11 protein-coding genes and 1 rRNA gene are annotated in these 15,062 nt (G+C 41.4%); 11 read left to right on the top strand and 1 reads right to left on the bottom strand.

The features are described 5' to 3' along the window. Positions 1-204 (bottom strand): helix-turn-helix domain-containing protein (locus G400_RS15445; RefSeq protein WP_155827238.1); only part of this gene is annotated, 204 nt, incomplete at its 3' end. 228 nt (positions 205-432) lie between these two features. On the opposite strand from G400_RS15445, the gene G400_RS15440 reads away from it, so the two are divergent. From G400_RS15440 to G400_RS0112780, 11 genes are all read left to right on the top strand, one after another. Then, positions 433-2,259 carry an LTA synthase family protein gene (locus G400_RS15440; protein ID WP_162129491.1) on the top strand — a complete coding sequence of 609 codons (1,827 nt, stop codon included), beginning with the start codon at positions 433-435 and terminating at the stop codon, positions 2,257-2,259. A 612-nt stretch (positions 2,260-2,871) separates the two neighbouring features. Further along, the gene (locus G400_RS0112825) at positions 2,872-5,769 is read left to right on the top strand and encodes a YfhO family protein (RefSeq protein WP_017261121.1); all 2,898 of its coding nucleotides are present in this window, start codon (positions 2,872-2,874) and stop codon (positions 5,767-5,769) included. Between the two features lie 5 nt (positions 5,770-5,774). Beyond that, on the top strand, positions 5,775-5,957 hold the full coding sequence (locus tag G400_RS0112820; RefSeq protein WP_017261120.1) for a hypothetical protein: 183 nt from the start codon (positions 5,775-5,777) through the stop codon (positions 5,955-5,957). Between the two features lie 330 nt (positions 5,958-6,287). Next, the gene (locus G400_RS0112815; protein ID WP_017261119.1) at positions 6,288-6,554 is read left to right on the top strand and encodes a phosphocarrier protein HPr; all 267 of its coding nucleotides are present in this window, start codon (positions 6,288-6,290) and stop codon (positions 6,552-6,554) included. Further along, on the top strand, positions 6,554-8,281 hold the full coding sequence (ptsP, locus tag G400_RS0112810) for a phosphoenolpyruvate--protein phosphotransferase (RefSeq protein ID WP_017261118.1): 1,728 nt from the start codon (positions 6,554-6,556) through the stop codon (positions 8,279-8,281). Before G400_RS0112815 ends, ptsP begins: the two co-directional genes overlap by 1 nt. Before the next feature lie 251 nt (positions 8,282-8,532). Further along, on the top strand, positions 8,533-9,711 hold the full coding sequence (locus G400_RS0112805) for a glycosyltransferase family 4 protein (RefSeq protein ID WP_017261117.1): 1,179 nt from the start codon (positions 8,533-8,535) through the stop codon (positions 9,709-9,711). An 82-nt stretch (positions 9,712-9,793) separates the two neighbouring features. Beyond that, positions 9,794-10,816, top strand: coding sequence for a glycosyltransferase family 4 protein (locus G400_RS0112800; protein WP_017261116.1), 1,023 nt, complete (start codon positions 9,794-9,796; stop codon positions 10,814-10,816). A 2-nt stretch (positions 10,817-10,818) separates the two neighbouring features. Next, positions 10,819-11,880: a lysylphosphatidylglycerol synthase transmembrane domain-containing protein gene (locus tag G400_RS0112795; protein ID WP_017261115.1), complete on the top strand. Its 1,062-nt coding sequence runs from the start codon at positions 10,819-10,821 to the stop codon at positions 11,878-11,880. Beyond that, positions 11,877-12,134: a DUF1797 family protein gene (locus tag G400_RS0112790; protein ID WP_017261114.1), complete on the top strand. Its 258-nt coding sequence runs from the start codon at positions 11,877-11,879 to the stop codon at positions 12,132-12,134. The genes G400_RS0112795 and G400_RS0112790 overlap by 4 nt, the downstream gene beginning before the upstream one ends. 176 nt (positions 12,135-12,310) lie before the next feature. Next, the gene (locus tag G400_RS0112785; protein WP_017261113.1) at positions 12,311-14,389 is read left to right on the top strand and encodes an LTA synthase family protein; all 2,079 of its coding nucleotides are present in this window, start codon (positions 12,311-12,313) and stop codon (positions 14,387-14,389) included. Positions 14,390-14,889: 500 nt separating this feature from the next. Continuing rightward, positions 14,890-15,062: ribosomal RNA gene (locus tag G400_RS0112780) — 16S ribosomal RNA — on the top strand; the annotation flags it as partial.

The raw sequence follows: 15,062 nt of genomic DNA, 5'->3' as shown, positions 1-15,062 counted from the left end.
ATGGCGACCACAAGCCCGCCTTTTATGATCTGCGTCTTGTTGCGCTAATTCGGGATCATAGGGATTGACCCGATCTAATTCATAGCTAATAGTTGATTTGGCAACGCCTAAGGCGTCAGCCATATCTTGGTAAGTATGATGGCCTTCACTGACCAGTTGAGCTAGCGCACCACGTTGAAAACGTGATAAAGTAGCAGTACCCAAAGTAATCACTCCTTATAGCTGGTTGGAATTAACTACTACCATTGTAAGAGATTGCTTTGGGCCTTTTTTTATTTTTGTTCGGATTAATTATAGAATTTGCCATTACAAAAGTTGTTTGAACAACCCATTGTTGGCCTTAAAAAAATGCGGCTAGCCATTCAGACAAATAGAGCAAATATTTTTGCGTTTTTGTGGTTATATGCGTTAGTTGTGAGTTCCATGCTACTAATGAATAAGTCATGGTTCATTTCACCTAATCCAGGTGTTCGAATAAACATTATTTTATACATCTTTTTGTTTAGAGAACCAGTTATTTTCCTGAACCTATTGTTTGTGGGACTGCTTTTTCTTTTGTTGAGAAGGTTTACTAAGCATTACTGGTTTTCGTTAATGTTTGTTTCGGCATTCATGGCAATTGTTATCTCGGCTAATTTAATTAAGATTACTTCCAGGGATGAACCAATTTTGCCTTCTGATCTATCTGAGATGACTGCGATTGGTAGTCTTTTAAAAATGGTGGGAACAACAACAGTTATTGTTGTTATTACTGGTTTAGCCTTTTTGATTGCTTTTGCGATTTGGCTTGAAAAAAGATATCCGATTAGAGCAGAACCAGTAAGTAAGAATAAAACAATTACTTTGCTAGTCATTTGTATCATCAGTTTTGGATCTACGTTTTTATGGAACCATGATCATTTTGTCTTCAAAGGTATTGCAAACTTAGCCGATGATAGCAGAATGTTTTATAATCAGGAGTTGGGAGCTCAAACGAATGGTCCCATAGTGCAATTTTTGAATAATTTGGATGTTTCGATAATGGATGAGCCGAGTGGCTATTCAAAGGCAGAGGTTCAAAAGGTTGTTGAACGATATCGAGTAACTGCTAATAAAATCAACAAGACGCGGACCACATCATTAAAAAACCAAACGGTTATCATGAATCTTAGTGAAAGCTTTTCCAATCCCAACAGGGTACCCAACTTGCGGGTGACACCAAACCCAATGCCCTATATTCAGAGACTAAAGAAACAAACTACATCTGGAATAATGATGAGCTCTGGATATGGGGGTGGAACTGCTAATATGGAATATCAGTCGTTGACAGGATTGGCAATTAGCAATTTTTCACCAACGTTACCAACGCCCTATACTCAGTTAGTTACTAATTTGAAAAAAGCACCTTCTATAACCAATCAATTTGATTATTCTAGTGCTATTCATCCTTACTTTGGTATCTATTACAACCGAATTTCCGTTTACAAAAAATTCGGATTTAATAAGTTTTCATATTTGGGCAGCAAATATCCAATTAAACATCAGCACAGAATTGGAAGTAGTCCATATTTATCTGATGAAACGGCTTACGCGAATACTTTGGATCAAATTCGGGGGCATCAGGGCGGACAGTTTATCAATGTAATTACCATGCAAAATCATTATCCGTTTAATGTGAACCACTATCCAAACCACGATTTTTCTGCGTCTGGGAGTGCTTACGCTAGTGATGCAAGCAAAGAATCAATCGAAAATTATTCTCAGGGACTAAGCTACACTGACAAAGCAGTTAAACAGTTTAAAAATCAACTTGATAAGATAAAAAAACCGATTATCTGGGTTTGGTATGGTGATCACCTTGCTGGGATATATGATGGTGATCCAATGGCAAAATACGGACTGCAACTGCATCAAACTGACTATTTCATTTATGCAAATAAGTATTCTCGTCAACATGGACTTCGACAGAAAAAGGCCAAGTATGTTGGACCAAATGACTTTTCGGCAATGGCCATGACACAGGCAAATGCAAAGGTATCCCCGTACTACGCCCTTTTGACGAAGGTTCATCAAAATTTACCAGCTCTAGCGATGAATACGTCCGCCGATAATACCAATACGCTTAATAGTGGAACGCAGTTTATCAATGATAGAGGTCATGTCGTAAATAGCCAAAAGTTGTCAATTAAACAAAGAAGGCTTTTACATGATTATCGTATTATTCAATATGATATAGTGGCCGGTCACCAGTATAGTCTTGCTGATAGATTTATGAAGTAACGCTACTTTTAGGAAAGATTTTTTGCAAAAGAGTGACCGGTAATAATCGGTATATCTCTGGTTTTAAATGTGACAATAGGGCCACGCTGCATTCCAAAAATGGTTCGAGATACATGTGATAGCTTTCCTTCTCAAAAAGGAAAAACAGAAAGTTAGTTGGACATATATGCTGGTGATGCCTGAATAAAAAGATAAAAAGTGAATGGTTATTTTGGTCAAACATTGCTAAATAAATGAGTTGTTGAAAATGCCTTTGCACGATTAGATGGCCTTGGAAAAAATTATGACCATAATGATGTAAGCAATCAGTTCGGTAACTTAAGGCGAGGAACACTTGAAATCACTTCAGTCCAAAAACTTAAAGATTCGATGGATGTTTGAAATGATTTTAGGTGTTGCCGCAACCTTAAATATAGGACTGATCAATTTTAGTTAAGTTTGGATAAAAGTACTGTTAATTTCTTTATGAAAGTGTTGGTATGATTTCAATTTTTATAGACAATGTCAGTGCGCAGAAATTAACTATAATTTGCTTGCTACAATATAGCTATTTGTTCATAATGTAAGAATCAACTTACACAATGACTTAAGACTAAAGGAGCACGTACAACCATGAAGTTCTCATTTGCAAAACAAAGGCGAGGAAAACTTTACGGCGGTTACGTGCTTTTTTTTGTGTTGTTTTGTCTATTAACATACGGCGTTTACTGGTTGTTTGGCTATTCACTGATCTCAACGCATGATGTGTTGCATCAGCATGTGCCGATTATGATTGAATACCGCAAGATTCTGCTCAGTTGGCTACACCATCTAAGTGCAGGACCGTTGCAATGGTCGTGGCACATTGGTTTGGGAGCAGATGCTTTCCAAACGTTTTCGTACTACATCATTGGCGATCCGTTTGCTTACTTAATTTTGCTACTTAATAAGGCACACTTGCTAACAGGGTTTCAGCTTATAGGTCTGGTACGCATGTTTTTTGCAGGGCTGAGTTTTACCTATTTTGCCAGTCATTTTTCACTTAAACGCTGGGCCATTTGGCTGGGTGCGATGGTCTATCTCGGTAGTGGGTTTGCCATTTACGCGAGTCTATTTCAACCGTTCTTCGTTAATGCGTTGATTCTATTGCCATTGCTAATCACTGCAATTGAAGCAGTGTTGCAGGGTCGGTCAGCGTGGGGATTCGGTTTTGTTGTTTATTTCAGTGTGGTAGTTAACTTTTACTTGGCGTTCATGTTGGCCCTCGGTGGAATCACGTACCTGATTTTGCGCTGGATAGAACTCCCGCATCCTTTGGCACGGCAGCGCTGGTTTAACTTTGGTCGAATGTTATGCAGTGGGGTGCTTGGTCTATTGGCGACGGCGTGGCTGACGTTACCAGAAATTAAGGCCCTCCAGAGTTCGCCAAGATTCGATGTCCCGTTTGCTAGTGGGATGCACTTTTATTCCTTGCAATACTACCTAAGTTTGCCAAACGCACTGTTAGGTAACGTTAACGTGGATCCGTTTTGGCTAAATACGTTGTCAGTAAACGTGCTGTTGCTTGTAGTTGTGTGGACTTTTCGTCATTACCGGGACTACAAACTGATTGTGAGATTGATGGTGCTCACGATGGTGCTCAGTTTATTACCAATGTTTGCTGCTACATTAAATGGCTTCACCTCACCATCGAATCGGTGGTTATTCTTAATGAGTTTACCGATGGCGTTAATGACAGGTGTTTTCCTACAACAACTTAAGACCATGACACTCAATGATTGGGTGCCCATCTTCAAATGGGCGGCTGTCATTCTTGTCTTAATTCTTATCAGTACGCAAATTATTGCTGATTCGACCAGTACGGTGCTGCCACAATTATTCTTTTTAATGGTATATGCAGGCGTATTTGTCGTTGGCATTGTTCGACCACAATTGCTGAAGCCACAAGTTCTTAGTGCATTGGTGATGGCTAATATTTTTGTCGCCTTTAATTTCGAAAACGCTGCGTACGATATTCATCAGTTTTTGCCAAATGGTGCGGCTAGGGCGTTAATTTCTCAACCGTATGGTACAGCGACTACAGCAGTGGCAACTCAGCCAACATGGGCGGAACAAAACGGGACAAAGATTAGCAAATATGCGCCGACTTTTGCGCGCACCAGTAACGTTAGTAACTATGTCACCGCTTCAGCCGGCATTACTCCGAATAACTTTCTTTTGAATGGCGCTAATACCAGCTCGTTTTATTCGATTCAAAATGGGGCAGCCATCCAATTTAGTCGCGATTTGTTAAACAATCAACGGCAATTGAATTTACCGATTCAACAATTTGATGATCGTGGTCGGGTGCTGAACTTTTTAGGTGTTCGCAATTTATATGCTAATTCACCATTGCCAAGTGACACGAACATGCCACATAATTACGTTCCGACATTTGGTGAAACGCCGGATTTAAATCAGTCCTTCTACGGTGCTAATGGGGATGTTCAGGCTTATCAGACCACAGATAATTTTCCGTTGATGTACTTTCAGTCGCGCGTTATCAGTAATCAGACATACAAGCAACTAGATGCAAATGAGAAAGAAACCAATTTGGCGAACGTGACAGCCGTCGGCAATACTAAGAATTTAAAAGTGACAAAGCTACAGCCTCAAAGTGTCGTAATTCCTTATAAACTATACGATGCCGATCAAAATATCATTAGCACTACCAACATTGCCGACACGAATAAAGCCGATACCTATACACTTTACATTCCTAATGCTAAACAATATCAAGGGATGGAAATTCGGGCTTTGATAACGAACGTTCATTATACAGAGCCAACGTTGACTGATCGGATTAACATCGATAAGTTAAATTCACCAGGAATCAATGGTCACCTTTCTTCTGGTAGTAATCAGACGGCGGCTCATGGCGGGTGGGATGCTTTTAAACGTGATGTGGCCAATGGCTCACCCAATCAAGCTTGGCGTATTAGTATGACAAATGGCGATATTACTAACTCATTAAGTCAGATGCCTGAAACTAATTTGAGTGAGTATGAGAAAACGACGGCTGGTGTGCTTAATCTAGGGTGGGTAGACCAGATGCCAAACGGTTTATCTATGCAATTGGGACAGGTTGGGCGTTACTCATTTGATTTGCAACTTGTTGGAATTCCGATGACGACTCAGTATGATAAACAAGTACAACGCTTGCAGAAGAACGGGCTAAAGGAATTGCGGCTGGGTCATAATGAAATTACAGGAAGTGTGACGACCAAGCAGTCAGGCGTATTAGCTTCATCTATTCCTTATAGTGCTGGCTGGCATGCCACGGTCAATGGGCATACTGTCAAGTTGATTAAAACAAATCGAGCTTTTGTGGGGATTAAGCTAACTAAACCCGGCAAGCATCAGATCAAATTAACTTATCGGACACCAGGATTGACAGCAGGCATTCACTTCACAACAATTGTCGGTGGTTTAATTTCATTTTTGGGTATCGCCCAGCTTGGTTGGCACCTGTTTAAAAGAAAGAAGGATTGAATTCAATGGATGACGACTACGCAGCAGAACTTGAACAGTTGAAAAATGGTGAAATTGAAGAATTAAAGGTTACACCGGAACACTTTATGAAGTTTCAAACAGCGTTGATGAATGTGCCTTATCGTCAACGGATAGTTGGTCAGGCTGATCGTGGTGGCGAAATAACTTATCATTATCAAGAAGATTAGTATGCATACAGATTTTAGACGGCGTTCACGATGTTTTTTCATCAGTGACGTCGTTTTGTTTTCTCGAGAATTCACCAGAATGTTTCACCTATGGAAAACGATTTCAAAATAAAATGCTGTTAATCCAACGTTTGTCAAACACGGTCTAGACCACTATCCGTATAGGATTAGCATTGGTACCGCTTTCTAAAAAGCGCATTTTTCCTTTGCGAATGGTTGTATTTTGTAAAAAACATATGCTACTATGATACAGAAGGTGATTGATGAATCGCCGTTTCTACGGCAAAGTAATCCCTTACAAATCTAAGTGCATTAAGGAGATTAATGATTATGGAATCTAAAGACTTTCACATTATTGCAGACACAGGCTTACACGCACGTCCAGCCACACTTTTGGTACAAACGGCATCTAAGTTCTCTTCAGAGATTAACTTAGCTTACGATGGTAAGTCCGTTAACTTGAAGTCCATCATGGGTGTTATGTCATTAGGTGTTGGTAAAGACGCCGATGTTACGATTTCTGCTGACGGTGCCGACGAAAAGGACGCCATCAGTGCAATTACAGATACCATGACTAAAGAAGGTTTGTCTGACTAATGACTCAGAAACTCAGTGGGATTGCGGCCAGTAACGGTGTTGCCGTTGCTCCGGCCTATATGTTAGTTGATCCGGATTTAACGTTTGATAAGAAGACAATTTCTGATGCTGATGCTGAAAAGGCCCGTTTACACAGTGCTTTGGATGCATCAATAAAAGAATTGCAACAGATCAAAGCCGTTGCTGAAAAGAGTTTGGGCTCAGAAGAGGCCGAAGTTTTTGAAGCACATATTACGATTTTGCAAGATCCAGAAATGATCGGCCAAATCGAAGGCAAGATCGACTCTGACAAAGTTAATGCAGAAGAAGCATTAAAGGAAATCACCGACAATTTCATCGCGATTTTTGAGGGCATGACCGACAATGCGTACATGCAAGAACGGGCAGCTGATGTGCGTGATGTAACCAAACGGGTTATGAGCCACCTACTGGGTAAGAACCTACCTAATCCAGCCTTGATCAATTCTGAAGTTGTGATTGTGGCGCATGACTTGACACCAAGTGATACGGCACAACTGAACCGCAAATTTGTTAAAGGCTTCATTACTGATTTAGGTGGTCGGACGTCACATTCAGCCATCATGAGTCGGACATTGGAGATTCCAGCTGTTGTTGGGACTGAAGATGCCACTGCTAACATCAAGCAGGGTGATAAGGTTATTGTCGATGGTTTGGATGGTATTGGTATTGTCGATCCATCTGACGAGGATGTAACGACTTACACCAAAAAAGGTGACGACTTTGCTAAGCAAAAGGCTGAATGGGACAAGCTGAAGGACGAGGCATCCGTTTCCAAGGATGGCAAAAACTTCACGATTGCTGCCAACATTGGGACGCCTGATGACGTTGCTGCTGTTAATGATAACGGCGGTGAAGCAGTTGGTTTATTCCGTTCAGAGTTCCTATATATGGACAGCGCTGAATTGCCAGACGAGGAAAAACAATTCCAAGCTTACAAGAAGGCTGCTGAAGATATGCATGGCAAACAGGTTGTTGTGCGGACCATGGATATTGGTGGGGACAAGCATCTCGACTACTTGCCACTGCCAGAAGAAATGAACCCGTTCTTGGGTTACCGTGCCATTCGGATTAGTTTGAAACAACCTGATTTGTTCCGGCCTCAGTTGCGTGCATTATTGCGTGCTTCTGCTTTCGGTAACATTGCCATCATGTTCCCAATGATTGGGACAGTTGACGAGTTCAAACGGGCGCGGGCAATCTATGACGAAGAACGGCAAAACCTCATCAATGATGGCGTTAAAGTGGCTGATCACATTGATGTCGGCATGATGATGGAAGTGCCAGCCGCGGTGTTGATTGCCGACAAGTTGGCCAAATATGCTGACTTCTTCAGTATTGGTACGAACGATCTGATTCAATACACGTTTGCTGCCGATCGTGGTAACGAACATGTTTCCTACTTATATCAACCTTACAATCCGTCATTATTGCGTTTGATCAAGAAAGTTATTGATTCAGCGCATGCTGAAGGCAAGTGGGCCGGTATGTGTGGTGAAATGGCTGGTGACCAGGTTGCTGTGCCATTATTGATGGGAATGGGCTTGGATGAGTACTCTATGAGTGCGACATCTATGCTGCAGACGCGTTCATTAATGAAGAAACTTGATACAAAATCGACTTCTGACCTTGTTGATAAGGCACTTGATGCCGAAACCAATGAAGACGTTGCCGATATGGTTAAACAGTTCATGGCAGACTTGAAGTAAGTTATGAGATTAAAGCACTGATCGCATTTGCGACTGGTGCTTTTTTCTTCGCGAAAAGTTAAGTTTTTGACGTCATTGTGGCCAAATCCAGTGTGAATATTGGCTTGTAGAGATAGTCTAGGTTAGAATTGAAGTTAATCTAAACGATTAGCGTTTGCACTATATAAACGCAATCCGTATAATGAAACTTGATTATTTTGTTGGCAAAAATGCTGACTGAACACTGAATTTAGTTTGAAGGGGGCACCAGCGTGAATATTGGCATATTTACTGAAACATATTTTCCGCAGGTGAGTGGTGTGGCCACTTCGATAAAAACACTGCGTGACCAGCTTGAGCAAAACGGTCATTCAGTTTACATCTTTACATCTACAGATCCTAAAGTTGATAAGGATGTTTATGAGCGAAACATTTTTCGTTTTCCGTCGGTACCATTTGTTTCCTTCACGGACCGGCGAATTGCTTTTCGCGGAGCGTTTCGTGCTTTACAAATTGCGAAAGACCTTCATTTAGATATTGTTCATACCCAAACAGAATTTTCGATGGGGCTGATGGGGAAATTTGTTGCCCACGCGATGAAGATCCCGGTTGTTCATACATATCACACGATGTACGAGGACTATTTGCATTATGTGGCTAATGGTAAGTTGCTAAAGCCTAAGCAGGTACGTTTGGCGACCCGAGCTTATTTACATGGCGTTGAAGGGGTGGTTGCACCCTCTGATCGAGTGCTAGACACTTTAAAGGGCTATGGTGTTAAAACGCCCATTCGTGTCATCCCAACAGGTGTTAATCTGACGCAGTATGAACAACCCCAGTCCAATGAACTACGGCAGAAAATGCATTTTAGCGCTAATACACCAGTTTTGCTGTCCTTGTCACGATTGGCATTCGAAAAGAACATTCATGAAGTTATCATGGCGTTACCGGATATTTTGGCACAGCAGCCTAATGCACAACTTGTCATCGTCGGTGATGGCCCTGCTAGAGAAGACTTGGAACAACAGGTACGTGTGATGAAGCTAACAGATCACGTCACGTTTACGGGAGAAGTTGCGAACGAGGATGTTTACCGTTACTATCAAATGGCTGACGTGTTTGTATCTGCTAGTGATTCAGAATCACAAGGGCTGACTTATATTGAGGCTATCGCAGCGCACTTACCGATTGTGGTCATGAGTAGTCCTTATGCTGATGAGCTGTTGAAGACAGATACAATCGGGCGCACGTTTAAGCAACAAGGCGAATTAGTGCGTGACGTTTGTGACTACTTGTCACATCAGATCGATGTTAGCGATGACACCGTTCGTCAACGAATTTTGTATGAAATTTCCGCAGATGCGTTTGGCAAACGAATTATTCAGTTTTATGCTGACGCCCAGTTGATTTATCAAGAAGATAGTGAAAAATCAGCCAAGTTGAGCGATTAACACTCTTAGCACGTATTTCCGAGCTGACCTTGGGTTAGTGGAAATACGTGTTTTTACGATAATAAACGTTTAGGAGCACACAATGTTACGAATCAATATGTTCTCTGCCGCAACGTCCGTTCCCGGACAAGGAGTCGGCAGTGCATACACGGAATTAGTGAAGTTGTTGCAAGATAATTTTGATGGTGAGTTTGACATCACAATTAACAAATGGCACAAAACGGACATTTCACACTATCATACGGTGAATTTTCCTTATTACCTGTCTACTTTTCTGCCGGGGCGAGGGGTTAAAATTGGCTATGTTCATTTCCTTCCCGAAACGTTAGAGGGCAGCTTAAAACTACCTCCAATCGCAAAACAGATTTTCTATCATTATTTAATCTCGTTTTACAAACGGATGGATCACATTGTAGTGGTCAATCCAACCTTTATCCCGAAGCTCGAAGCCTATAACATTCCTCGAGGGAAAATTACGTATATTCCAAACTTTGTGTCTAAAAGTGAATTCTACGAGATGTCGTCAGCTGACAAACTTGCAACACGGGCTCGTTATCATTTAGACGCTAAAAAATTTACAGTTCTTGGCATTGGTCAAATTCAGGAACGCAAGGGTGTTCGGGATTTTATTACATTGGCAAAGAATAATCCTGATGTTCAGTTTGTTTGGGCAGGTGGTTTTTCATTTGGCCGGATTACGGATGGCTACGCAGACCTAAAAAAGGTGGTTGATAATCCGCCAGCTAATTTACTGTTTCCAGGTATTGTTGACCGTAAAGCGTTGGTTGACTACTACAACATGGCAGATTTGTTTTTGCTGCCTTCGTATAATGAACTGTTCCCAATGTCTGTGTTAGAGGCATTTAGTTGTGGCACGCCGGTATTGTTGCGTGATTTGGATTTATACCGGTCCATTATCGATGGATATTACGAAAGCGCGACGGATGTTGCCGATATGCAAAAGAAGCTAACATCGTTGCAACAAAATCCTGCGGGGATGCAACATTTACACAGTCAGGCCTTATTGGCATCTGAAGTGTACTCAGCGAGTCATCTCGCACAAATTTGGCATCGTTTCTATCTTCAGCAGGCGAGAGAGGATTAATTATGTCCCGACGGAATCGAATTGTATTAATCGTGATGGTCATTATTGGGTTAGGAATCTTCGCGTACTCGTTGCGCAATGTGGCCCTGACACAATTGCTTCATGATTTATTGCATATTAATGGTTGGTGGCTTTTGATTGCGATTGCTTGCATGGTGGGCTACCTGCTAATTGAATCACGTATCGTTCAAGTGTTTGTCAATGACCGGATAAGTGGTTTTACATTTAAAGATGCGGTTAGAATTCCACTGATTGAGCAACTCTTTAATGGAATTACGCCATTTTCGAGTGGTGGTCAGCCAGCACAGTTGGTAGCCATGATTCAAACCGGTGTTGATGGTGGTCGTGCTAGCTCAGTGCTACTAATGAAGTTTGTCGTCTATCAGGCGATGATCGTGATTAATTTTTTAATTGCGTTAGCCATTGGATTTCAATACTTGGCGGCAAAGTTACACTATCTAGCGTTATTCGTGGTGTTTGGTTTTTTGATTCACTTAGTTGTGATTTTAGGCCTACTCATGATTATGTTCTGGCATTCGTTTACCAAACGAATGGTGAACTTACTGATGAAGCCGATGCGATGGTTTGTAAAGCCCGAGCGCTACGAAGAATGGCGGGTTAGTCTTGATGAAAAGATTGATTCTTTCTATTTAGAGAGTGTCAGAATTAAGTCCCAGTGGCGATTGATGGTACACGTGGCCTTGCTTACGCTAGCACAGTTGGCAGTCTACTATTTGATTCCATACTTCATTATGTTGTCGCTGGGTTATAATCATGTTAATGTGTTGATGGTTACGGCGCTCCATGTGTTGATTGTGATGGTGATTTCGCTGTTCCCAATTCCTGGTGGTGCAGGCGGTGCCGAATTTAGTTTTGAGGCGTTGTTTGCCAGTTACGTGACTAGTCGTTCAAAGCTAGTGTTAGCCATGATTCTATGGCGGGTGATTACGTACTACTTGGGGATGTTTTCAGGTATGTGGGCGATGGCGTTAAAGCCAGATAAAGTTACTGAGGAACCGGTCAAACGCCATCGGTTTCTGAATCGATCAAAGGATAAACAATGAGTGAAGAAACAGGTACGTTATTAGAAAGCATTATTCGCCGTTTGCGGGCGATGCAGTTTGATCATCGTAGTGAAGAGCAGACGCGTTATTTTGAACAGTTTGGTGTTGAAGTATGCAAGGTGACACTGAATCAAACAACTGGTGAGTGGACAGTACAAGATGCCAGAACAGCCCCAGCTTTTTGTTATGACAATATGGATATGGTGGCAGTAGCAGTGTATGATGCGCTGACAGAGTTTAAAGCCGTCTTTTAAACTATCCGGACAACTAAGAATTTATGAAGAACCCCGCCAATGTTTGTAATTGTGCGGGGCTCGTTTATAATATTGACTTGTTGAGTTAAGGTTCATTTAAGCAACAAAACGAGTAACAGGAATTGATTACAGTCACTGATAACACTTGTTATATCAGCGACGTGGAGGACAGACACATGGCGAAATTCTTCAAGGGTCTTTATGCCAAGCTAAATACGACCCTCGGCTTCTTCTTTTTAATGACGGCACTGTTTTGGTTAAAGACGTATATCGCGTACCGAACCAAATTTACATTGGGTGTTGAATCACCGATTCAGCAATTTATTCTGGCGTTAAATCCGCTGCCGACGGCGTTATTGCTGTTTGGGATTGCGTTATATTTCCGCGGCAAATTGTCATATTGGTTAATGCTGATTATTGACGCATTACAGACGACATGGTTGTTCGCAAATATTCTCTATTATCGTGAGTTCTCAGACTTTCTGTCGATTGGTATTGTCAAGGGGTCTGGTTCGGTCGACAACAATTTGGGCAAATCGTTGGCTGGTATTTTGCATTTCTCAGATTTGTTTGTCTATCTGGACGTGCTGGTATTGATTGTTTTGCTCTTAACAAAACTGATCAAAGTGGACAAACGCCCACTGAAGAAACGTTTTGCAGTCACGATGACAGTGTTCTCTATTGCATTGATGATGATGGATTACGGACTGTCCGTAAAAGATCGTTCAGGTTTGTTAACACGGACCTTTGACAATAACTATATCGTCAAGTACCTGGGCTTAAATGAATATGCGGCCTTTAATGCCTATCAGACGCATCAACAAGCAACTAGTCGGAGCCAGGCTTCGAAAGCCGATATGAAGTCAGTTCAAAAGTATTTGAAGAACAACCCTGCTGGTGAGAATTTTCAATACTTCGGTAAAGAACAAGGCAAGAATGTCTTTGTCTTCCATTTGGAGAGTTTCCAACAATTTCTGATTAACTATAAATACAAAGGGCAAGAAGTTACACCAAACATCAATGCGTTCTATAAAGATCAGAACACATTGTCATTTGATAACTTCTTCCACCAAGTGGCGCAGGGGAAGACCTCTGATGCCGAAATGATGATGGAAAACTCGTTATATGGGTTGCCTACTGGTTCTGCGATGATTAGTTACGGAACTTCTAACACATTCCAAGCAGCACCAGCCATTCTTTCACAGCATGGGTATACTACGGCGGCCATGCACGGGGATGTGCCAAGTTTCTGGAACCGTGGTAACACGTACAAGTCTTGGGGCTATCAAAACTTCTTTAGTAAGTCGTTTTATCCTAATGCTGATAAGCCAAGTTATAACGTGGGCTATGGGCTGAAGGATAAGATTTTCTTGAAGGATTCAGCGAAGTATATTCAACAATTGCCTCAACCGTTCTATGCTAAAGTGATTTCAGTAACTAACCACTATCCATACCTCTTAGGTAAGAAGGATTCTTCATTCCCGCAGACGGATACTGGTGATAATACGGTTGACGGTTATGTAGTAACGGCGCATTACCTTGATCAAGCGTTTGGTGAATTCATTAATTACTTGAAGAAGGTTAATCTCTACGATAACTCGATGATTGTGGTTTATGGGGATCATTATGGTATTTCAAATAACCATCGTCCTGCCATTGCCAAGTTGTTAGGTAAGAAGAAGGTTACGAATTATGATTTAGCTATGTTCCAGAAGGTGCCATTTATGATTCATGCGCCTGGAGTTCAAGGTGGTGTTAACCATACTTATGGTGGTGAAATCGATGCATTGCCGACCATGATGGATCTGTTGGGCATTAAAACAACAGGTAACTACATTATGATGGGGCAAGATTTACTCTCCACGCAACGGAACCAGATTGTACCGTTTAGAGATGGTAACTTTGTGACACCACAGTATACAAAGGTTGGTAGTCAGGTTTACGACACGGCAACGGGTAAGTTACTTGATCTGACGGCGTCACAAAAGAAGCAAGTTACTTCTGATCAGGATCATGTTAATACAGTGCTAGGGCTGTCGGATAAGATCATGACACGTGATTTGTTACGTTTCTACACACCAACGGGCTTTAAAAAGGTCAATAAGAGTGATTACAATTACTCGGTATCTTCTACAAATTCACGGTTGAAACAGGAGCAAAAGGATAATCCCACCAGTGTACAAGCTAAAAATGGTGGTAAATCAACGTCGAGTGACTACAAAACTGACGCACCAGAGTTAAGTAAATCGAAGTAATCAAAAAAGATTCCACGTTTTGTGGAATTTTTTTTGTTCGTTATTTTATTATTGAGACACAAGACTACTATCGGTATTTACGGGTTAATAGGGTCCTCTGAAACGAGACGCATTATCTTTTCCGAACGATTTGTTGAATTGAAGCACACTTACTACGTGTATCCCAATTATGGAGCAAGTGTTTGAGTCGTATTTAGTCAGATTTGTGCTTGACCACAATAAGACGCTTTGATAATATAGTTTATGTTGTCAGGGAGTGCTTGAGCGACAAGCGATAGCGAAATTATTTCCTAACAAAAACACTTGACTCATGATGAGCCAAATGATATAGTATAAAAGTTGTCTTGAGGCAACGAAGTAGATCTTTGAAAACTGAACAACGTTTCGACGAATCAAATGTGTAGGGTCTTTGAACGAAAGTTCGAAGCAATTACAATTGTGAAGTCAATTCACTTTATAACCAAGTAACAACAAAACAAGAGCTATTTCAAATAACTCATTAATTTGAGAGTTTGATCCTGGCTCAGGATGAACGCTGGCGGCGTGCCTAATACATGCAAGTCGAACGCACTTCGGTTTTTGATTGACGGTGCTTGCACCAGATTGACGAGACATTGAAGTGAGTGGCGAACGGGTGAGTAACACGTGGGTAACCTGCCCTAAAGTGGGGGAT

Source organism: Furfurilactobacillus rossiae DSM 15814 (genome assembly GCF_000428925.1).
GTDB lineage: Bacteria > Bacillota > Bacilli > Lactobacillales > Lactobacillaceae > Furfurilactobacillus > Furfurilactobacillus rossiae.
The sequence above is the reverse complement of the archived record's forward strand: the minus strand, read 5'-3'. Positions and strand labels throughout refer to the sequence as shown.